Source organism: Marinitenerispora sediminis (assembly GCF_003336425.1).
GTDB classification, from domain to species: Bacteria; Actinomycetota; Actinomycetes; order Streptosporangiales; family Streptosporangiaceae; genus Marinitenerispora; species Marinitenerispora sediminis.
Genome location: NZ_QEIO01000001.1, coordinates 1 through 19,692, shown reverse-complemented (window position 1 = coordinate 19,692; position 19,692 = coordinate 1). Strand labels below are relative to the sequence as shown.

Annotated in this window: 16 protein-coding genes and 2 CRISPR repeat arrays; of the genes, 12 read left to right on the top strand and 4 right to left on the bottom strand. The window is 73.0% G+C overall.

What is annotated here, in order from left to right:
* Positions 1-25: 25 nt before the first annotated feature.
* The 3 genes from DEF28_RS00080 to DEF28_RS00070 are packed head-to-tail and all read right to left on the bottom strand — an operon-like array spanning position 26 to position 2,042.
* Entirely contained in the window at positions 26-583 is a 558-nt protein-coding gene (locus tag DEF28_RS00080) for a flavin reductase family protein (RefSeq protein WP_374058229.1), read from the bottom strand.
* A complete protein-coding gene (locus DEF28_RS00075; RefSeq protein ID WP_158562732.1) occupies positions 580-1,500 on the bottom strand; it encodes a DsbA family oxidoreductase in 921 nt (306 codons plus the stop codon). The genes DEF28_RS00080 and DEF28_RS00075 overlap by 4 nt, the downstream gene beginning before the upstream one ends.
* Positions 1,497-2,042, bottom strand: a complete 546-nt coding sequence (locus DEF28_RS00070) for a cupin domain-containing protein (RefSeq protein WP_114399827.1) — start codon at positions 2,040-2,042, stop codon at positions 1,497-1,499. Before DEF28_RS00070 ends, DEF28_RS00075 begins: the two co-directional genes overlap by 4 nt.
* Before the next feature lie 95 nt (positions 2,043-2,137).
* Here DEF28_RS00070 and DEF28_RS00065 point away from each other — a divergent pair, with 95 nt between their 5' ends.
* Positions 2,138-3,238, top strand: coding sequence for an LLM class flavin-dependent oxidoreductase (locus DEF28_RS00065; protein ID WP_114399826.1), 1,101 nt, complete (start codon positions 2,138-2,140; stop codon positions 3,236-3,238).
* 21 nt (positions 3,239-3,259) lie between these two features.
* On the opposite strand, the gene DEF28_RS00060 is transcribed toward DEF28_RS00065, so the two are convergent.
* The gene (locus DEF28_RS00060) at positions 3,260-4,039 is read right to left on the bottom strand and encodes an IclR family transcriptional regulator (RefSeq protein WP_114399825.1); all 780 of its coding nucleotides are present in this window, start codon (positions 4,037-4,039) and stop codon (positions 3,260-3,262) included.
* 178 nt (positions 4,040-4,217) lie between these two features.
* Between DEF28_RS00060 and DEF28_RS00055 the strand changes: the two genes are divergently transcribed.
* From DEF28_RS00055 to cas2e, 11 genes are all read left to right on the top strand, one after another.
* Positions 4,218-5,207: an ABC transporter substrate-binding protein gene (locus DEF28_RS00055; protein WP_114399832.1), complete on the top strand. Its 990-nt coding sequence runs from the start codon at positions 4,218-4,220 to the stop codon at positions 5,205-5,207.
* Between the two features lie 65 nt (positions 5,208-5,272).
* Entirely contained in the window at positions 5,273-6,181 is a 909-nt protein-coding gene (locus tag DEF28_RS00050; RefSeq protein ID WP_181874404.1) for an ABC transporter permease, read from the top strand.
* Positions 6,154-6,903 carry an ABC transporter ATP-binding protein gene (locus DEF28_RS00045; RefSeq protein WP_114399824.1) on the top strand — a complete coding sequence of 250 codons (750 nt, stop codon included), beginning with the start codon at positions 6,154-6,156 and terminating at the stop codon, positions 6,901-6,903. Before DEF28_RS00050 ends, DEF28_RS00045 begins: the two co-directional genes overlap by 28 nt.
* A 107-nt stretch (positions 6,904-7,010) precedes the next feature.
* Positions 7,011-8,512: a CRISPR direct-repeat array (repeat unit 29 nt; unit sequence CGGTCCACCCCCACGTGCGTGGGGCTCAG).
* Positions 8,513-8,701: 189 nt separating this feature from the next.
* Positions 8,702-11,560 carry a CRISPR-associated helicase Cas3' gene (gene cas3, locus DEF28_RS00040; protein WP_114399823.1) on the top strand — a complete coding sequence of 953 codons (2,859 nt, stop codon included), beginning with the start codon at positions 8,702-8,704 and terminating at the stop codon, positions 11,558-11,560.
* An 84-nt stretch (positions 11,561-11,644) separates the two neighbouring features.
* Positions 11,645-13,219, top strand: a complete 1,575-nt coding sequence (gene casA, locus DEF28_RS00035) for a type I-E CRISPR-associated protein Cse1/CasA (protein WP_114399822.1) — start codon at positions 11,645-11,647, stop codon at positions 13,217-13,219.
* Positions 13,216-13,905: a type I-E CRISPR-associated protein Cse2/CasB gene (casB, locus tag DEF28_RS00030; RefSeq protein ID WP_114399821.1), complete on the top strand. Its 690-nt coding sequence runs from the start codon at positions 13,216-13,218 to the stop codon at positions 13,903-13,905. Before casA ends, casB begins: the two co-directional genes overlap by 4 nt.
* Positions 13,902-15,038 (top strand): type I-E CRISPR-associated protein Cas7/Cse4/CasC, encoded by a 1,137-nt coding sequence (gene cas7e / locus DEF28_RS00025; RefSeq protein ID WP_114399820.1) that lies wholly within the window; start codon positions 13,902-13,904, stop codon positions 15,036-15,038. Before casB ends, cas7e begins: the two co-directional genes overlap by 4 nt.
* Complete coding sequence (cas5e, locus tag DEF28_RS00020) at positions 15,035-15,811, top strand: type I-E CRISPR-associated protein Cas5/CasD (RefSeq protein ID WP_114399819.1); 777 nt, start codon at positions 15,035-15,037, stop codon at positions 15,809-15,811. The genes cas7e and cas5e overlap by 4 nt, the downstream gene beginning before the upstream one ends.
* Positions 15,808-16,455, top strand: coding sequence for a type I-E CRISPR-associated protein Cas6/Cse3/CasE (gene cas6e / locus DEF28_RS00015; RefSeq protein WP_181874403.1), 648 nt, complete (start codon positions 15,808-15,810; stop codon positions 16,453-16,455). Before cas5e ends, cas6e begins: the two co-directional genes overlap by 4 nt.
* A complete protein-coding gene (gene cas1e, locus DEF28_RS00010; RefSeq protein WP_233514995.1) occupies positions 16,452-17,429 on the top strand; it encodes a type I-E CRISPR-associated endonuclease Cas1e in 978 nt (325 codons plus the stop codon). Before cas6e ends, cas1e begins: the two co-directional genes overlap by 4 nt.
* Before the next feature lie 9 nt (positions 17,430-17,438).
* On the top strand, positions 17,439-17,759 hold the full coding sequence (cas2e, locus tag DEF28_RS00005) for a type I-E CRISPR-associated endoribonuclease Cas2e (protein WP_114399816.1): 321 nt from the start codon (positions 17,439-17,441) through the stop codon (positions 17,757-17,759).
* A gap of 96 nt (positions 17,760-17,855) precedes the next feature.
* A CRISPR array of direct repeats spans positions 17,856-19,287; the repeat unit is 29 nt; unit sequence GTGCGCCCCACGCACGTGGGGGTGGACCG.
* Positions 19,288-19,692 lie beyond the last annotated feature (405 nt).

The window sequence follows — 19,692 nt, the reverse complement described above, 5'->3', positions numbered from 1 at the left end:
TCCGTTCCCCGCGGACGGCGCGACGTCAGCCGTGCCGGCGGAACGCGCCGAACGTTCCCCGGTGGTACAGCAGCGGAGCGTCCGTGCGGTGCACCTCGGCACCGGCGACCCGGCCGACGACCAGCCAGTGGTCGCCGAGCGCCCGGATCTCGTGCGTCCGGCAGATCAGGTGTGCGGTCGCGCCGTCCAGCAGGGGTGTGCCGTGCGGCCCCGTCCGCCATGCGGTGGGGGCGCCGAACCGGTCCGCCTCCCGGGAGGCGAAGCGGGCGGCCAGCGCGCTCTGGTCCTCGGCGAGCAGGTTGACGGCGAAGCGGCCGGCGCCCCGCAGCCGCGGCCAGGTGGACGAGCCGTCCGCGACGTAGAACGACACGAGCGGCGGACGCAGGCTGACGCTGGTGAAGGAGGAGGCCGTCAGGCCCACCGGCTCCCCGCCGGCCTGCGCGGTGACCACCACGACACCGGCGGGGTGCCCGGCCAGCGCGTGCCGGAAGCCGTCGGGGGAGATGTCCGCGGTGTCCGCCGCGTCCCCACCCGCCGGAACGGGGACGCGGCTCGCCCCCGGCCGGGCGTGGTCGATGCTCACGATGCGCTCCTTTCCACGGACGGGGTGGCCGATGGTGCGGCGTCCGCCGCGCGCGGCAGCCACACGTCGCCGGTCCCGGTGCGGACCCGGACGGCGTCGGTGGGCGGGCGCCCGCCCGCGAGCAGGGCGACCTCGGGGCCGGTGAGGGATCCGGTCTCCCGGAGCAGCCGATCAGCGGGCGGCAACGGGCGGGCGCGGCCGGTGCTGCCGGGGAGCAGTTCGGTCAGCGCGGCCTCGTACTCCTCGGTGCCGCGGAATCCGGGCAGCACGATCGTTCGGGCGCCGGCCGTGAGGACCAGGGTCGGGAAGGCGTAACGGTGGCCGGAGCCCTCGGCGACCGGGTGGCCGGGAGCGGGTGTGCCGGGACCCGTTGCGGCGGCCGCCGCGGTGGCGGGGTGGACGCGGCGGGTCTCGGCGGCGTCGGCCCGCAGGCGCGTGCGGACCTCCGCGGATTCCATGGCGGCCAGCAGCCGTTCCGGGTCCAGCCCTGGAACGCCGGCCAGCGCGGCGCGCACTCGCGGTGGCGTGTCGGCCGGCTCGCCGTGCAGGAACACCGCCTCGCGCAGCCGGCGCAGGACGCGGGCGGCGACCGCGTCACCCTGGTCGCGGGCGGCGATGGCGGCCCGGCCGGCCGGTGCGGTGGAGCCGTGCATCCAGTGCAGCCGGGTGGTGAGGGGGGTGCCGGTGCGCTCGGCGACGGAGGCCCACCGGCGCAGGTACTCGGGCGCGTCGGCCCGTGGGTCGAAGTCCGGTCGCTCGGCCCGCAGGTCGGCGATCTGCACACCGAAGACCTGGCGCCAGGCGAGGAGGTGGCCGTACCGCAGGCGCAGCCAGCGCAGCCGGGGCTCGGCCGCCCAGGACCACACGCAGCCGGGATCGGTGTACTCGGTGACGGTGACCGGCGGTGCGGCGTTCACCGGGCGGCTCCGTCGGCCGGCGCGGCGCCGTCCGGGTCCGGCCCTCCGGCGGCGTCGGCGGGCAGCCCGTCCTCCGGGGCCGCCCACAGGCTGGGCAGGTTCACCACGATGCCCTCCTGGGTGCTGCGGCCGATGACCACCACGGCCTCCTCGTCGGGGGAGGGGTTCTCCTCCCGGTGCGGCACGTAGGGCGGCACGAAGATGTAGTCGCCGGGGCCGGTGTCGATGCGCACCTCCTCGTCGCCGTCGGCGAACACGAACGAGGGGTGGCCGGAGACGACGTAGATGGCGGTCTCGGCCTCGCCGTGGTGGTGGTCGCCCGAGTTCGTCGCCGGGCCGACGTGGGTCTCGCCCATCCAGATCTTGCGTGAGCCGACGGTCTTGCCGGAGATGGCCTCGAAGCGCCGCATCCCGGACGTCTGCCGGGTGTCGCTGGTCAGGTCGGCGGCCCGGACGTGCTCCAGGCGGCCGTGCCAGACGCGGTCGCCGTGCGACGGCGGGTGCTCGGCTCGGTCGGTGTTCTGCCGGGACTCCTCGGACACGGATTGATCCTCTCGATAGCTCACTTACTTGACCAACTTACTAGGAATTATTACATTACGAAGTGCCATTCACGCAATGTGGGATTGAGGGAACCATGGTCGAGTTCATCGGCATGATCCGGACCAGCGACGCCTCGGAGATCCGCCCCGTACGCGGCCCGTTCCTGGACCGCGACTACACCCGCCGGTTCGCGCAGGCGCACGAGGAGGCCAGCTTCGACCGGGTGCTGATCGGCTACCACTCGTGGGACGCCGACGGGTTCGCGGTCGCCGGGTACGCGGCCGCGCACACCGAACGACTCGGCTTCCTCATCGCGCACCGGCCCGGCTTCGTCGCACCCACCGTCTGGGCGCGCAAGATCGCCACGCTCGACCAGTTCACCGGTGGCCGGATCGCGGTGCACATCATCAGCGGCGCCAGCGACACCGAGCAGCGTCGCGACGGCGACCACACCGACAAGACGACGCGGTACCGGCGGACCGACGAGTACCTCGACGTGGTCCGCCGCACCTGGGCGGCCACCGAGCCGTTCTCGTTCGAGGGCGAGTTCTACCGGGTCGAAGGCGCGCTGTCCCGGGTCCCCACGTTCACCCGGCCACGCGTGCCGATCTACTTCGGCGGATCCTCCGCGGACGCCTACCGGGTGGGCGGCCGGCACGCCGACGTCTACGCGCTGTGGGGCGAGCCGCTGCGGGAGACCGCGGAGCAGATCGCCTCTGTGCGGGCCGCGGCGACCGCGGCCGGCCGGGATCCGGCCGAGGTCGGGATTTCGGTGTCCTTCCGCCCGATCCTCGGGCGCACCGACGAGGAGGCGTGGGAGCGGGCGCGGTCGATCCTGCGCGTCATCGAGGGCGGGACGGTGTCTCCGGCCGGCAACGGCAGCGCTCCCTACGTGCTGAACCGGGAGTCCAGCGTCGGGTCGCGGCGGCTGCTGGCGGCCGCGGACCGCGGCGAGGTGCACGACCGGGCGCTGTGGACGGCCACGGCCAAGGCCACGGGGGCGGCGGGCAACTCGACCGCGCTGGTGGGCAGCCCCGAGACGGTCGCCCGCGCCCTGCTCGACTACGTCGACATCGGGGTGACCACGATCCTCATCCGCGGCTACGAGCCGCTGGAGGACGCGGTCGCCTACGGGCGGGACCTGCTTCCGCTGGTCCGCTCGGAGCTGGCGCACCGCGCCGCCGCGGCGGTCTGAGGACGCGGGCGCCGGGCGCGGTCAGCCGCGGCCCGGGGCCTGGGCGGAGAGTTCGGCCGCGGCCGCCGTCACGGCCGCGGCCAGCTCGGCCAGCCGGTCGTCGCCGAACCGGACGCTGGGGACCTGCAGCGCGACCGCCGCGAACACCCGGCCCGCGTGGTCGCGGACCGGTGCCGCGATGGCGCGCACGCCGATCACCCGTTCCCCGTCGCTGACCGCGTATCCGCGCTCACGGACGCGGGCGAGCTCTGTGTCCAGGGACGCGCGGTCGGTGATGGTCGCGTCCGTGTAGCGGGGGAAGGGCTCGGGGAGTGCCACGGCCGGGTCGCCGAAGGCGAGCAGCGTCTTGCCCATGGAGCAGACGTGGATCGGGTTGCGGGCGCCGGGCTGCTGGTCGTAGCGCAGCGGGTGCGCGGACGGCAGTTGCACGAGCACGGCCACCTCGTCGCCGGAACGCACTCCCAGGGTGACCGACTCGCCCGTGGCGTCGCGCAGGCGCTCCAGTGTCGGCTGCATGACCGTGGTGCCGAGCCGTTCGAGGGCCAGCCGACCCAGCACGGCCGAGGTCACGCCGAGGTGGTAGCTCTCCGTGACGGGGTCGCGGCCGAGCAGGCCCGTCTCGTGCAGCGCCCGCATCAGGCGGTGCGCGGTGCTCACCGTCAGATCGAGCTGGTGGGCGACCTGGGTGGGCGTGAGCGTCACCGCACGCTCGAAGCAGCGCAGGATCGCGATGGCGCGGTCCACCGACTGGGTCCCGGCGCGGGGACGCGGTGCCGGCCGGCTGGAGGTGTCGATCGTCATTCTCACAGTGTCGCTCCCGCCCGGCCCGGTCGCACCGGTGTGGGGGCGCGGGGCCGGAGTACCGCTCCGGTAAATCCACTAACTTGACTGACTTAGTAGAGATTACTATATTGCGGGATCATACGAGCACAATGTGGAAGCCGTCGGTGTCGGCGGCGTACCGGAATCGGAGCCCCTCATGACCGTCCACCGCGGTGCCCCGGCCGCCACGCTCGCGCTGGCCCTCGTCCTGGCCGCCGGGTGCGCCGCCGGCGACGACGTGCGCGCCGAGGACATCTCCGACGTCACCCTGCGCGTCGGCGACCAGACCGGAGCCACCCGCGCGCTGCTGGAGGAGGCCGGGCTGCTGGACGACGTGCCCTATGAGATCGAGTGGTCCGAGTACGCCGCGGCGGTCAACCTGCACGAGGCCCTCAAGGCCGACGCCATCGACATCGGGGCCGCGGCGGACGCCCCCACCGTGAGCGCCATCGCCGGCGGGTCCGCCATCAGCGCGGTCGCCGCGTGGTCCAACGACGGCAAGGGCACCGCCCTCCTCGTGCCCGAGGACAGCGCCGTGCAGTCCGTCGCCGACCTCAGAGGCGCCGACGTGTCCCCCACGACCCGCGGCAGCATCGGCCACTACCTGCTGCTGGAGGCGCTGCGCGAAGAGGGCCTGTCGGCGGGCGACGTCAACGCGTCCTTCCTCGCGCCGGTGGACGCCAGTACCGCTTTCTCCTCCGGCAGCATCGACGCCTGGGCGATCTGGGGCGTGTACCAGGCGCGCGCCGTCGGCGAGCTCGACGCCAGGGTGCTCGTCGACGGCGAGGACCTGCTGCCCGGCTACTCCGTGCTGAGCGCGACCGAGGAGACGCTGGCCGACCCGCTCCGGGTGCAGGCCATCGCCGACTACGCCGACCGGGTCGACCGCGCCTACGCGTGGGGGCGGGAGGACCCCGAGGCCTATGCCGAGTTCTACGCCGAGTTCTCCCGGCAGCCCGTCGAGATCGCCCGGGAGGTGGGCGACTCCAACACCGCCTACCGGAGGGTGCCCGTGGACGACGCCTTCGCCGAGGAACTCGCGGCCGTGCACCGCACCTGGGTGGACGGGCAGGTGCTGCCGGACCGCGAGCTGGACCTCACCGCGCACGTCACGGACGTGGTCGACCGGGCCGGGGACGTCGGCTGATCCGAGCCGGCGCCGACCCCGGCTCCCGACCGCCCCAGACCGACCGCCGACGAGGAGTACCGCCCGTGAGCCTCCACCAGCCCCCCGCCGGACTCCGGTCCGATCCCGCCGAACCCCACCCGGCCGAACCCGACACGGCCGGGCCGCGCACCGGGACGCCGGACCCCGCCGTCCCGGCCGAGACGGTGCGCTCCACCGGGCGCCGCCGCGGCCGCCCGCCCCGCTGGCTGATCAAGACCGCCAGCCCGGTCGCCCTCGTTCTGCTCTGGCAGCTCGCCAGCGCCACCGGGGCGCTGCCGGAGGAGACCCTCGCCGCGCCCGGCACCATCGTCACCACGGCCGCCGGACTCGCCGAGACCGGCGAACTGCAGGACGCCGTGCTGACCTCGCTCAGCCGGGTGCTCGCCGGCCTCGGCATCGGGATCGGCGCCGCCGTCGTCCTCGCCACCGTGTCCGGGCTCTTCCGCCTGGGCGAGGACCTCATCGACGCTCCCGTGCAGATGCTGCGCACCGTACCCACCATCGGGCTCATCCCGCTGCTCATCATCTGGTTCGGCATCGGCGAGGAACCCAAGATCGCCCTCATCGCGCTCACCGTCACGTTCCCGCTGTACATGAACATCTACGGGGGGATCCGCAACGTCGACTCCGCGCTGATCGAGGCCGGCCGCACGCTCGGTCTCGGCCGGTTCGGCACCGTCCGGCACATCGTGCTGCCCGGGGCCATGCCCAGCGCGCTCGTCGGCCTGCGTTACGCCCTCGGCTCCGCCTGGCTCGCGCTGGTCTTCGGGGAGACGATCAACGCCTCGTCAGGTATCGGGTACCTCATGAACAACGCCCGCGAGTTCTTCCAGACCGACGTCATCGTCGTCTGCCTCGTCCTCTACGCGTTCCTCGGCCTCCTCGCCGATCTCATCGTCCGCGTCCTCGAAAGGGTGCTTCTCGCATGGCGTCCGGCCTTCAGCGGAACCTGACCCCCGCACCAGCCGCTCCCGCCGACGGCACCGTCGTGCGGGTGCGCGGTCTCACCCGCGCCTTCGACGGGCGTGCCGTCATCGACGGCCTCTCCCTCGACGTGGCGTCCGGCGAGTTCGTCGCACTGCTCGGCGCCAGCGGCTGCGGCAAATCCACCCTGCTGCGCGTCCTCGCCGACCTCGACCACGACATCACCGGCGAGGTCACCGTGGCCCGCAGGCGCGCGGTCGGCTTCCAGGCACCACGGCTGATCCCCTGGAAGCGGGTATGGCGCAACGTCGTCCTGGGCCTGCCCGGCCGCCCCGACCGGAACCGTGCCGTCCGCGCGCTGGAGGAAGTCGGCCTCGGCCACCGGGTGGACGTGTGGCCCAAGGTCCTCTCAGGCGGCGAGGCCCAGCGCGCGGCACTGGCCCGCGCGCTCGTCCGCGACCCCGACCTGCTGCTGCTCGACGAACCCTTCTCCGCGCTCGACGCGCTCACGAGGATCAAAGCCCAGGACCTCGTCGCCGAACTCTGGCAGCGCCACGGCTGCGCCGTCGTCCTGGTCACCCACGACGTAGAGGAGGCGGTCCTGCTCGCCGACCGGGTGCTGGTCATGCGCGACGGCGTGATCGCCCAGGACCAGCCGATCGGCCTCCCCCGCCCACGCCGACGCTCGGCCCCGGAGTTCGTGGCCTTGCGAGCGGACCTGCTGGCCATGCTGGGGGTAGACCGGCACTGACGGGAGTGGGCGCTCGACCGGCTGCGGAGCTGAAGGCGGGGGCTCCGGGGTGGTTTCGGGTGGCGTGGGGCTCACAAGACGACGTCATCCGTCTGGACAGCTCACGCAGGTCCATCCCCACGTGCGTGGGGGTCAGACACGCTTCGACCTCGGCCAGCGCCCGGTCCGCGGTCCACCCCCACGTGCGTGGGGCTCAGGGGGCGATGATGGACGCCGCGTTCTGGATCTCCGGTCCACCCCCACGTGCGTGGGGCTCAGGATGGCGATGACGTCCGGCCAGCGGCGCACGAGAACAGCTCCGGTCCACCCCCACGTGCGTGGGGCTCAGCGCAGCCGGGCCGACGGGGACACGAACAGCTCCGGTCCACCCCCACGTGCGTGGGGCTCAGGGCCATGGCGAACCTGCCCGAGCTGGTGCGCGCGGTCCACCCCCACGTGCGTGGGGCTCAGGATGGCGATGACGTCCGGCCAGCGGCGCACGACGGTCCACCCCCACGTGCGTGGGGCTCAGTGCCTGGTGCGCGACCGCCGGAGCGATGCCGCCGGTCCACCCCCACGTGCGTGGGGCTCAGAGGAAGGAACCAATGCACGCTCAGATCATCACCGGTCCACCCCCACGTGCGTGGGGCTCAGTGGCGGGCGGTGAGCCGTCGCAGTCGCGCGAGCGGTCCACCCCCACGTGCGTGGGGCTCAGGCGGCCATCGCGGCGTCGATCTTCCGGCGCGACGGTCCACCCCCACGTGCGTGGGGCTCAGATGTTCTGCGTCTTGTACGTGTCGAATCCGAACGGTCCACCCCCACGTGCGTGGGGCTCAGGAGGGCAGCGACGGGCTGATGTTCCACCGCTACGGTCCACCCCCACGTGCGTGGGGCTCAGGTGGTCCCCGCGGCTTCGCGGAAGTCGGGGGACGGTCCACCCCCACGTGCGTGGGGCTCAGGCGACCGTGTCGACGCGGCCGGCGTCGGTGACCGGTCCACCCCCACGTGCGTGGGGCTCAGCTCGTTGGGGAACCGCTCGACGCCGGTGGGCCCGGTCCACCCCCACGTGCGTGGGGCTCAGGCCGCTGCCGCGCGTCCGCCCTCGGCCGATGACGGTCCACCCCCACGTGCGTGGGGCTCAGTCCGTGACGCCGGCGTGACGCCGGCTGTGACACGGTCCACCCCCACGTGCGTGGGGCTCAGATCGAGTCGAGCCGCATCTCGATCACCGACCGCGGTCCACCCCCACGTGCGTGGGGCTCAGTATCGGGGCCTCGCGGTGGCAGCCGCGGGGCCCGGTCCACCCCCACGTGCGTGGGGCTCAGCTCCTCGTCGTCTGCCACGGTCACCCCCTCGCCGGTCCACCCCACGTGCGTGGGGCTCAGGACCTCAAGGAGTACCTCGGCGACCGCAGAGCCGGTCCACCCCCACGTGCGTGGGGCTCAGGCGGCGAACAACGGGTCGTCGTCGGAGCCCGGCGGTCCACCCCCACGTGCGTGGGGCTCAGGGCGGCCGATCTGTCGGGCCGGGTGCGCGCCTCCGGTCCACCCCCACGTGCGTGGGGCTCAGAGACTCGCGGGCATGCGACTCACCGTAGGAAACGGTCCACCCCCACGTGCGTGGGGCTCAGACTTCCTCACCTGGGACGACGCGGGCCGTTATTGATTTGTGACATGAAATGGCCGCCAGTTGGGAGTCGCTGTAGCCATTCGCTGACAGAAAGTAGTTGCATGATTTTTCTCGTGAAAGTCTGATAAGTGTCCGCCCTCGTCGCTAATCTACGCGGTATCGGGGAGGGCTGGACTGAGGGGATTGGTCCTTGTCGGAGGATTCTGTTCCCTCGCGTGAAGATCGCGAGGGTTATGTTGATCTTCGCCTGTGGGGGAAATCGGATGGATTGGGTGAAGGCGTCACCTATCCGGTTATCTGTCATCTTCTCGATGCCGGAGCTGCCGCCGAAGCGCTGTGGCGTGACCACATAGCCGCCGGTGCCCGGTTGACCATTGTCGACGCGCTCGGAGTGGATGTCGATGACGCCGGTCTCCTGGTGGCCCATTGGGCCGCGCTCCATGATATCGGCAAGATCACTTACGAGTTCCAGGCAATGGACCCGTCCGCCCTCCCGGGTGAATACCCGGTTTCCGCGGTTCACGGCGGTCATGATCACGTGGCGGCCCAGTGGCTGCAATACGCACTTCCGGGAATCGGATATCCGGCGGAAGGCATGCCCGCCGCTGCCACCATGGTGGCGCAACTGCTCGGCGGGCACCACGGGCGGTTCCACCATCAGGAGGAGAGTCACTCGGCCTCCCCGCTGCGGGCGCTGGGATACGCCGACGACGCGTGGGAGGCGCAGCGTCGTGCCCACTTGGACGCGGTGAGCGAACTGATGGGACGGCCGGCTGCGCCGACGCGGATCGACGGGGCGGCGGCCGCGCTGGTCTGCGGGATCGTCATCCAGGCCGACTGGCTGGTGAGCCAGTTGCACTTCGTGCGGAAGCAGCTGGCCGTTCTCTCCGACGGGCCGGTGGATCTGCGGCGGCATCTCGCGGCGGCGCGCCGCAACGTCCCCGACCTGCTGGTCGAGGCGGGGCTCTCCCGTCCGCCGGCCCGGAGCGGGAACTTCACGGCGGCGTTCCCCGAGATCTCGGAGCCCAACGGGCTGCAGCGCTCCCTCGAACGGTGGCTCCCCGAGCTCTGCGACGGGCCCGGCCTGCTGGTGGTGGCGGCGCCGATGGGGGAGGGCAAGACCGAGGCCGGGCTGTACGGCGCCGAGGTCATGGGCCGGGCGTCCGGCCGCAACGGGCTGTACCTGGCGCTGCCCACCATGGCCACCGCGGACCAGATGTACGGCCGGGTGCGCGCCTACCTGGACGGGCGCGTCGACGCTGCGGCGAGCATGACGCTGCTGCACGGCATGGCGTGGTTGAACACCGACTACCTCCCGGAAACCTCCGAGCCGGCGAGCGGCGACCACTCCGGAGAGGGGGCCGCCGTCGCCGCCGACGCGGAGTCGCCGGAACGGCGGCGTCTCATCGAGGTGACGGAGTGGCTCCAGGGGCGCAAGCGGGGGCTGTTCGCCGACTACGCCATCGGGACCATCGACCAGGCGCTGATGGCGGCGCTGCGGGGACGCCACAACGTGGTCCGCATGCTCGGGCTCAGCGGCAAGACGGTCGTCATCGACGAGGTGCACGCCGCGGACTCCTACATGCAGGCCCTGCTCACCCGGCTGCTCACCTGGCTCGGCAGGTTGCAGGTGCCGGTCGTGCTGCTGTCGGCGACCCTGCACCACAGGATCGCCGCCACGCTCGTCGACGCCTATCTGAAGGGCGCCGGACGGCGCAGGGGAGAGCGCACGCCCCCGCCGGCGATCGCCTACCCCGGTTGGCTCTACGCCGACGGGCGGACCCACCAGGTGACCGCCAACCCGGAACCGCTGCCCACCACGCCGCGCGAGCCCCTGGCCGTGTCGCTGCGCGAGGTCGACCTGACCGGCCCCGAGAGCACGGGACGGGCCGACGCGATCGGCGACGAGCTCACCGGCCTCCTCGACGAGGGCGGCTGCGCGGCCGTGATCTGCACGACCGTCGCCGAGGCCCAGCGCACCTACGACGAGATCGCCGGACGGCTGGCCGACCGCTTCGGAGGCGAGGGCGCCGGCGTGCGCCCGGAACTTCACCTGCTGCACTCGCGGTTCCCCGCCGAACAGCGGGAGCGGATCACATCCGACATCGTGCGCAGATTCGGCAAGCAGGGGGCACGCGAGGGCGCGCGGCCGCAGTCGGCGATCCTCGTCGCGACGCAGATCATCGAGCAGAGCCTCGACCTCGACCTCGACCTGCTCATCACGGACCTCGCGCCGATGCACCTCCTGCTCCAGCGGGCCGGGCGGTGCTGGCGGCACGAGCACCTGAACGTCATCAAACGGCCGGGATGGGCGCGGGAACCGCGCATGGTCGTCATCGCCCCCACCGAGCCGGACGACACGCGATCGCTCCCGCGACCGTGGCGGTTCGTCTACCACCCGTCGCTCCTGCTGCGCACGCACAACCTGCTGCGCAAGTGGGCGGGACGGCCGGTCCGCGTCCCCGAGGACGTGCAGGAGCTCGTGGACGGCATGTACGAGCACGCCGACCTGAACCTCGGCAACCCCGACAGCGACGTGGACCGACTCGCGGAGGAGATCGCGCACCGCCAGCTCGGAGCGAACGCCGCGGTCCCGCCGCCGGCGGAGGTGCGGCGGGACCTGTACCGGCTCACCGACCGCGACGACCTCGGCGAGGCAAAGGTGGCGACCCGGTTCGGCGCGGAGTCGCTGCGCGTCATCTGCTGCTACGAGGACGACCAGGGACGGCGCTGGCTGGACCGGCGGCGCGACCGCGGACTGCCCGCGCGGGGCAGCGGCGCTCGCGGGGCGTTCACCCCCGCGGACCTGCGGCCCCTCCTGGCCCGCACGATCCCCGTTCCGGCGAGCTGGCTGGACGAGGGCGACGAGCGTGCCGCGGTCCCCGAGGCGTGGAGCGCGAACGTCCACCTGCGCGACGTCCGCCTGCTCGTGCACGGACTGTCGCGGGACGGCACGGTGCGGCCCGCCGAGAACGCGGGCCGCAGTGCGCTCCTCGACGACGAACGGGGGCTGGTGGTGGAGCGGGACGGCTCGCGGGCAGCCCGCTGACGAGCTGCCCGCACCCATCGCACTGCCTCCCCGCGCCGCGTCCCCTACCCCTCTTCCCCCGACATCTGGCCAACCGGAGTCCTCATGCCACCTCCAGCCCCTTTCGACCTCTCCGTCGCCCCCTGGTTGCTCGCCCAGCCCAGTGCTGCGGGCGCCGACGTCTGCCGGCTCGGCCTCCGGGACGTCCTCGCCCGGGCGCACGAGCTCTCCGACGTGGAGTTGCCGCTCCCGCCGGCCACCGCCGGCCTCTGGCGGGTGCTCGCGCTGCTCACCGCCCGGGTGACCGGGCTGGACACGGCGGAGGACCCGGAGGAGTGGCTGCTCCGGCGGGCCGGCTTCCTCGACGCCGGCCGGCTGCCGGAGGACAAGCACCGGGACGGCCCCGGAATCGACGCCTACTTCGCCGGACTGCCGGGACGGTTCGACCTGTTCGGGGCCGAGCGCCCCTGGATGCAGGACCCGCGGCTTCGCGCCGAGTGCCCGAAGAGCGCGGGCGTCAACAAGCTCGTGTGGGGGCGGCCCTCCGGCAACAACCAGGTGTGGCTCGGGCACCACGTCGACGCGGATCCCGCGCCGGTCCCCGCGGCGGAGGCCGCGTGGGCGCTCCTGATGTGGCTCTACTACGGGCCCTCCGGCCGGTGCGCGACCAGGAGCGTCACGGGCGAGGCCGGCACGGTCACGGAGGCGAACACCACCGCCGGTCCACTCCGCCGCAGCGTCTCCTTCCATCCCCTGGGCCCGACGCTGTTCCACTCGCTGCTGCTCAACATCCCCTATCCGGGCGACGCCGAGCAGGCCGACCTCGCGCCCTGGGAGGAGGACCGGCTCCCCGATCCGCTCGGGCTGCCGCCGAGCGGTGACGGGCTGGCGGCCCGGCTGGTCAACCGGTACCGCCACGCGGTGCTGCTGAGCCCCTCCCCGGACGGTCGGGAGGTCGAGGACGCGTGGATCACCTGGGCGTGGCGCAGGCCGGGCCCGGAGATCGAGGACCCGTACCTCATCCACGACACGAGCAAGGCGGGATCGCGGTACGCGCGACCGGCCGACGCCGACCGCGCGATCTGGCGGGACATCGACGCCCTGCTGCTGAAGAGCAGCTCCAAGGGCACCACCCGCCGTCCGCTGATCTTCGACACCTGCACGGCCGCCTCGGGCGTGCCGCACGAGCTCCGGAAGGCGCTGCGGGTGCGGGCCTACGGCTTCGACCAGGACGGGCAGACCCGGGACCGGCAGTGGTTCACGGCCGGCACGCCGCCCATCCTCGACCGGCTCGCCGACGAGGCGCGGGACGGAACACCCGAGGCGACGCTGCGGGTCACCACCGCGCACGACGCCGCCGAACGCTCGGCCCGGGCACTGGCCGCCGCCCTGGTGGCCGCATGGCGGGACAGCGCGGGCGTGCGGGATGAGGAGGGGCCGTGGCGGCGTGCGGGGATGGCGAGGTTCTGGCCGCTCGCCGAACGGAAGTTCTGGTCGATCGCGCTGGACGACGACCGCACCGGCCCGGGCAACGCCTTCATCCGTATCGCGCTGCGGGTCTTCGACGAGGTCGCCGGCCCCTACACGCGGCGGCCGCGGGTGGCCGAGGCGGTCGAACGGGCCCGCCGCGGGCTTTACGCGGGCTGGGTGACCGAGAACCCTCCAGAGGAGAATGCGTGAACCAAAAGGAACTGATCGCCGTCGGCGACCGCATGACGGCCCGCATCCGGCACGTCATCGAGAACGATCCGGGCCTCCGGGCGGCGTTGCGCCGCGGTATCGGCCGCCCCCCGAAGGACATCGCCAACTTCCACGCGCACGCGGTGGTCGCGCCGTTCCTCCCGGAGCGTCCGGACCACGCGACGGAGCGCGCCTTCTACACCGTGGCGGCGCTGATCGCCGCCCAGCAGCGCGGGGCGCGCGACCAGGACGTCGCGGGGTCGGCCTCGGACGGCCACGAGGGCGCGGAGGGCGGTCCTACCGGCGGCGCGGGTACGGCCGCCGGCCGGAGCCGGCGGCGCAACCTCGGGGAGACCCTGGCCTGGGCGGTGGAGAAGGGCCGCGTGAACGGCGACGCGGCGCGGGACCGGCTCCACCTGCTCGCCCGCTACCGCGTCGACCGGCTGCACCGCGAGCTGCCCAAGCTCATCTCCTACCTGCGCGCCGACCTCATCCCCGTCGACTGGGGGTACCTGCTGCGCGACCTCGCCCGCTGGGGCTCCGAGCGGGACCAGGTCGCCAAGGAATGGGTGCAGCGGTACCACCGCACGCGCGACGACATCCAACGGGAGCGCAAGCGCCGGGCCGACGACGAGTCCCCGGCCGCCGCGGACACCACCATCGAGACAGAGGACCAACTCTCATGACCACTGCCGCCTACCTCGACATCCACGCCCTGCAGACGCTTCCGTACAGCAACATCAACCGGGACGACATCGGCCTGCCCAAGACCGTCGAGTACGGAGGGTACGAGCGGACCCGGGTGTCCAGCCAGAGCTGGAAGCGCGCGGTCCGCCACGAGGTCGAAACCCGTCTCGGCGACCGCGCGGTGCGGACCCGGCGCCTCGCCGCCGGCATCGCGGCACGGCTCGAAGAGCAGGGCTGGGACCCCTACCTCGCCCGTGAGGCGGGCCGGCAGGTCGTCGCCGCGGCGGGCAAGGGCATCAAGCTGGAGAAGGAGCAGGACGGGCAGGCCGTCGCCACCTCGGTCCTGCTGTACCTCCCCGCGCCGGGGATCGACCAGTTGGTCGAGGTCGCCGCCCGGCACCGCGAGGAGATCGCGAAGGAGGCCGCCAAGAAGAAGCCCGGCACGGCGGTCCCCTCCGACGAGGTCAGCGAGATCCTGCGCTCGCGCAGCGGCACCATCAACCTGTTCGGTCGGATGCTCGCCGAACTGCCCGGGGCCGACGTCGACGGCGCCGTCCAGTTCGCGCACGCCTTCACCGTGCACGGGACCGAGGTGGAGACCGACTTCTTCACGGCCGTCGACGACATCCCCAGTGCGGCCGGGGACCGGGGGAGCGGCCACATGAACGTCGGGCAGTTCAGCGCCGGCACCTTCTACCGGTACGCCAACGTCAACGTCGCCGGGCTGCTCCGCAACCTCGACGGCGACGCCGGCAGCGCCCGGGAGCTCGTCGGGGAGTTCCTGACGGCGTTCCTGCGCACCGTGCCCACCGGCAAGCAGAACGCGACCGCCGCGATGACGCTGCCGGACCTCGTCTACGTGGCGGTGCGCGGCGACCGCCCCGTCTCCTTCGCCCCCGCCTTCGAGCAGCCGGTCGCCGGCAACCGCGGATACGCGGCGGCGGCGCGCTCGGCGCTGTCCGGTTACGCGACCAACCTGCACGCCCTGTGGGGCCGGGAGGAGATCCGGTTCGACGGGCACGCCGGCATCGACGGCGAGTCGGCTAAGCTCACCGGCCTCGGCGACCGGCACGACTCCGTCGGCAGCGTGCTGTCCGGAGCGCTCGGCGCCGCCTTCGGGCCGGCCGAATGAGCGGATTCCTGCTCCGCCTCGCCGGCCCGCTGCAGAGCTGGGGCGAGCACAGCGCCTACGGGCTGCGGGACACCGTCATCTTCCCCACGAGATCCGGACTGGTCGGGATGTTCGCGGCGGCGCAGGGCGTCGAGCGCGGCGCCGACCTCAGCCACTACGACACCCTGGGGATCACCGTGCGGATCGACCGGCCCGGAACCCGGACGGTCGACTTCCACACGGTCGGCGGGGGAATGCCGGCCAGCCGCACCGTCCCCACCGCGGAGGGCAAGCGGAGGGGTGCCGAGGCGGGCACGATCGTCACCCACCGCGCCTACCTCGCGGGCGCGGTGTTCACGGTCGCCGTCACCGCGCCCGAGGAGGTCGCGGAGCCGATCGCGGCCGCGCTCCTCGCCCCGCACTGGCAGCCCTACCTCGGGCGCCGCGCCTGCGTACCGGACCAGCCGCTCGTCCTGGGCCGAAGGGTGGCGGATCCCGTCGCGGAGCTGCGGAAGGTCCCGCTACCGCCACCGCTGCCCGGTCAGCGGGACGGGAGTGCGGGCGAGACGGTGAGCGTGGAATTCGTGTACGAGGGCGACCACGTGCCGTCCGGGCGGAGGGGGGAACGCACCGTCCTCAGCGACGTCCCGCGGTCCTTCAGCGGCGCGCGGCGGGCGTACGCGACGCGGCCGGTCACCGTGCTCCCCGAGGATCTGCCGGCGGCGCTGGAGCGCTGGCGGGACCACAGCGGCTACCTCGCGGCGCTGTACGACTACGTGCGGGGAAGGTCATGATGCTCGGACTGACCAGGATCGTCCCGAACCCCCGTTGCGCCGAGGCGCGGGCCGACCTCGGGGACATGGGCGCGCTGCACCGGCGGCTCATGCGGCTGCTGCCGCCCACCGGGCTCGGGCCGCATCCGCGCCAGGCCGCGGACCTGCTCTTCCGGGTCGAGCAGACCCGCGCCGGCACGTCGGTACTCGTGCAGGCGAACCGCCCGCTCGACACCTCCGGCCTTCCGGAGGGATACGGCACGGTCGACACGCGCGACCTCGCGCCGCTGCTGGGCTACCTCGCGGCCGGGCAGCTGGTCCGGTACCGCATCGTCGCCAGTCCGACCCGCCGCACCGGGCGCTCCAAGGAGCAGGGCAAGAGCGAGGTCACGACTGCCCTGCGCGGCGCGGAGGCGGATGCGTGGTGGCGGCAGCGCGCGGAGGGCAGCGGGCTGCGGCTGCACTCCCTCGTCTCCCTCGACCGCGCGGACGCGGTCGACCGGTCCCGTGGCCGGCGCATCCGCCACAGCGCGGTGCTCTTCCAGGGGACCGCCGAGGTGACGGACGCGGACGTCCTGCGCTCGGCGGTGCGGGCCGGCATCGGACGCGGCAAGTCGCACGGATGCGGACTGCTCAGCCTCGCCGTGGTCGGAGGGGAGCCGTGAGCCTCCCGCAGACCGAGGCGCGGCGCCGGCTCGCGTCGCCCACGCTCGCGATGCTGCCCCGGGTCTCCGACGGCCTGTCCTTCCTCTACATCGACATCGCCCGCGTCGAGCAGACCGACACGGGAGTGTGCGCGGTCATCGAGACGTCGGCCGGCGGAGTGCAGCGCACGTACCTGCCGACGGCCGCGCTGGCGTGTGTCCTGCTCGGGCCGGGGACGTCCATCACGCATCGGGCGCTGTCGACCCTCATGCGGCACGGCACGACGGTGGTGTGCGTCGGCTCGGGCGGAGTCCGCTGCTACGGAGCCGTCCAGCCCGCCGACCGCACCACGGCGTGGCTGGAACGCCAGGCCCGCGCGTGGGCCGATCCGGAGGCCCGGCTCGACGTCGCCGTGCGCATGTACGAGCTCCGCTTCCAGCAGGAGATCGAGCGGGGGACGCCGCTGGAGGTGCTGCGCGGCATCGAGGGATCACGCATGAAGGCCCTCTACCGGACCCTGGCCCAGCGCCACCGACTGAAGCCCTTCAAGCGCAACTACGATCCGAGCAGCTGGGGGGAGCAGGACCCGGTCAACCTCGCGCTTTCCGCCGGGAGCCAGGCGCTGTACGGAATCGCGCACGCGGTGATCGCCCACCTCGGCTGCTCACCCGCCCTGGGGTTCGTGCACTCGGGCAAGCAGCACTCGTTCGTGTACGACATCGCCGACCTGTACAAGGCGCAGACGACCATCCCCCTGGCCTTCTCCCTCGCCAAGTCGCACGATCCGGAGTCGGAGGTCCGCCGCCGGCTGCGGGAGGACTTCCGCCTGTACCGCCGGCTGCCGCAGATCGTCCGGGACGTCCAGTGGCTCCTCGATCCGGACCAGCCCGATCCCCAGGAGGCGGAGGAGGAGCCCGTCCGCCTCGTCGAACTGTGGGACCCGGAACGGGGCAGCGTCGCCGGGGGCGTCAACCACGGCGACGACGTGATGTGAAAGGCGACCATGGCGAACATGGTGGTCATCTCGACCTCAGCCGTCCCTGCCCACGTGCGCGGCGCCCTCACCCGCTGGATGGTCGAGCCGAGAGCGGGCCTCTACGTGGGCACGCTCTCGGCCCGCGTCCGGGAGGAGCTGTGGGACATCGTCCAGGCAACCCTCGGCGAGGGATCCGCCGTCTGCATCCACCCGGCGGACAACGAACAGCGCTTCCTGGTCCGAACGGCGGGCCCGCAACGCCGGGAGGTCGTCGACTGGGGCGGGCTCCAGTTCGTGACGATGAACCCGGTGGAGGAGGAGCAGGTGCCTATTCCGGAGGGGTGGTGAATGCGGGGAGTAATGATGTGATTACAAGCATGCTCTGAGTGGGGTGTTTTCTGGTAAAGAAATGATAACGGGCTACGTCGTTGCAGGTCGCGAAGTGTGCGCCCCACGCACGTGGGGGTGGACCGGTTTACGCGTCGCCCAGTTCATCTTTGAGATGGTGCGCCCCACGCACGTGGGGGTGGACCGATCGCGCGCATGACCGGGCTCACCGACAGGTCGTGCGCCCCACGCACGTGGGGGTGGACCGTGGCGCACCGAGCGCGAGAAGCGCCGCGCGGCGTGCGCCCCACGCACGTGGGGGTGGACCGCGCTGCGGACCATGGCGACGCCCCTGTTTCAGGTGCGCCCCACGCACGTGGGGGTGGACCGCTGGAGACCACCCGCTATTGGGACCGGCTGCAGTGCGCCCCACGCACGTGGGGGTGGACCGTCAACGCCGGTGCCGGCCAGGAGGTGCCGCCGGTGCGCCCCACGCACGTGGGGGTGGACCGGCGGTCCGCGCGCTCAGCGCGACCGTTGTTCGGTGCGCCCCACGCACGTGGGGGTGGACCGGTTCCCGGCCGCGGACTCCAGGCTGAGCAGCGGTGCGCCCCACGCACGTGGGGGTGGACCGGCCCACCCGGAGCTGACTCTGGAGCGGCACGTGTGCGCCCCACGCACGTGGGGGTGGACCGTTCGCGCGATGTTCGGCCGAACACCAACGGAAGTGCGCCCCACGCACGTGGGGGTGGACCGCGACTGATCAGAAGAGAAAGGAAGAGCGAATGGTGCGCCCCACGCACGTGGGGGTGGACCGGCGGCCTACGTAGACCTTCGAGGGTGTGAGCGGTGCGCCCCACGCACGTGGGGGTGGACCGATGCGGGTTCCTCGACCAGGCGGGAAAATCCAGTGCGCCCCACGCACGTGGGGGTGGACCGTGCTCTCGCGCGAGCCGATGCTGCGCTCGCGCGTGCGCCCCACGCACGTGGGGGTGGACCGGCGGTCGTGGGGCACGACGAGTTCATCACCTAGTGCGCCCCACGCACGTGGGGGTGGACCGGACCTGGGTGTGGTGCTGGCAGGCGGGGCAGGGTGCGCCCCACGCACGTGGGGGTGGACCGTGCCGGAGTCGTGTCGTGTCGCAGCGACACCTGTGCGCCCCACGCACGTGGGGGTGGACCGCCCCTTGGGGCGGCAACTGTGCGCAGTGTCCAGTGCGCCCCACGCACGTGGGGGTGGACCGGAGCCCGTCGGCCTTTTCCGGCGGCCGACCCAGTGCGCCCCACGCACGTGGGGGTGGACCGGGCCGCGCCTGGTGCGGCGTGCACCGGGCGGTGTGCGCCCCACGCACGTGGGGGTGGACCGGATAGGTGATGCGGGGGACAACGTCATAAGCTGTGCGCCCCACGCACGTGGGGGTGGACCGCCGGCCGCGCGCCCGGCCAGCATCCCCGGCAGGTGCGCCCCCCGCACGTGGGGGTGGACCCCCCCGACGGGTGTGCGACCACCCTCGGGGCGTGTGTGCCCCACGCACGTGGGGGTGACCCGGGGGAACGTGGACCCGCAGATTCAGACCCTAGCCCGCTCCACGCCCATGGGGGTGAACCGAACGCGACGGGCTCGTAGAGCTCGAACGCGGCGCCCGCCCCACGCACGTGGGGGACCGCGCAAGGGCTAGGATTCCTGGCCGTAAACGACCGTGCCCCCCATGTGCGGAGGGAACAGCTCAGGCCGCCGCCGGCAACCCGGTGTAGCGTTCGACGCAGGTGACACAGCCCCGCCCACGCCCCCGCTGTGGGCTACCTCGTTCTCCCCGGGTGGATTCGGCCGCCCGTGGCGCGGTAGATCGTGCGGGGGACCGGTGACGTCGGGAGGCCGGTCACGGAGCGGAGGCGGTGTTCGTAGGAGCCGTCCTCGGCGGGTGGGGGCGCCGGGGACGGCTCCTACGAACAC

Coding starts and splice junctions, on each gene's coding strand:
- DEF28_RS00065 (WP_114399826.1), top strand. CDS start 2,138: ATGGTCGAGTTCATCGGCATGATCCGGACCAGCGACGCCTCGGAGATC.
- DEF28_RS00060 (WP_114399825.1), bottom strand. CDS start 4,039: ATGACGATCGACACCTCCAGCCGGCCGGCACCGCGTCCCCGCGCCGGG.
- DEF28_RS00055 (WP_114399832.1), top strand. CDS start 4,218: ATGACCGTCCACCGCGGTGCCCCGGCCGCCACGCTCGCGCTGGCCCTC.
- DEF28_RS00045 (WP_114399824.1), top strand. CDS start 6,154: ATGGCGTCCGGCCTTCAGCGGAACCTGACCCCCGCACCAGCCGCTCCC.
- casA (WP_114399822.1), top strand. CDS start 11,645: ATGCCACCTCCAGCCCCTTTCGACCTCTCCGTCGCCCCCTGGTTGCTC.
- cas7e (WP_114399820.1), top strand. CDS start 13,902: ATGACCACTGCCGCCTACCTCGACATCCACGCCCTGCAGACGCTTCCG.
- cas5e (WP_114399819.1), top strand. CDS start 15,035: ATGAGCGGATTCCTGCTCCGCCTCGCCGGCCCGCTGCAGAGCTGGGGC.
- cas6e (WP_181874403.1), top strand. CDS start 15,808: ATGATGCTCGGACTGACCAGGATCGTCCCGAACCCCCGTTGCGCCGAG.
- cas2e (WP_114399816.1), top strand. CDS start 17,439: ATGGCGAACATGGTGGTCATCTCGACCTCAGCCGTCCCTGCCCACGTG.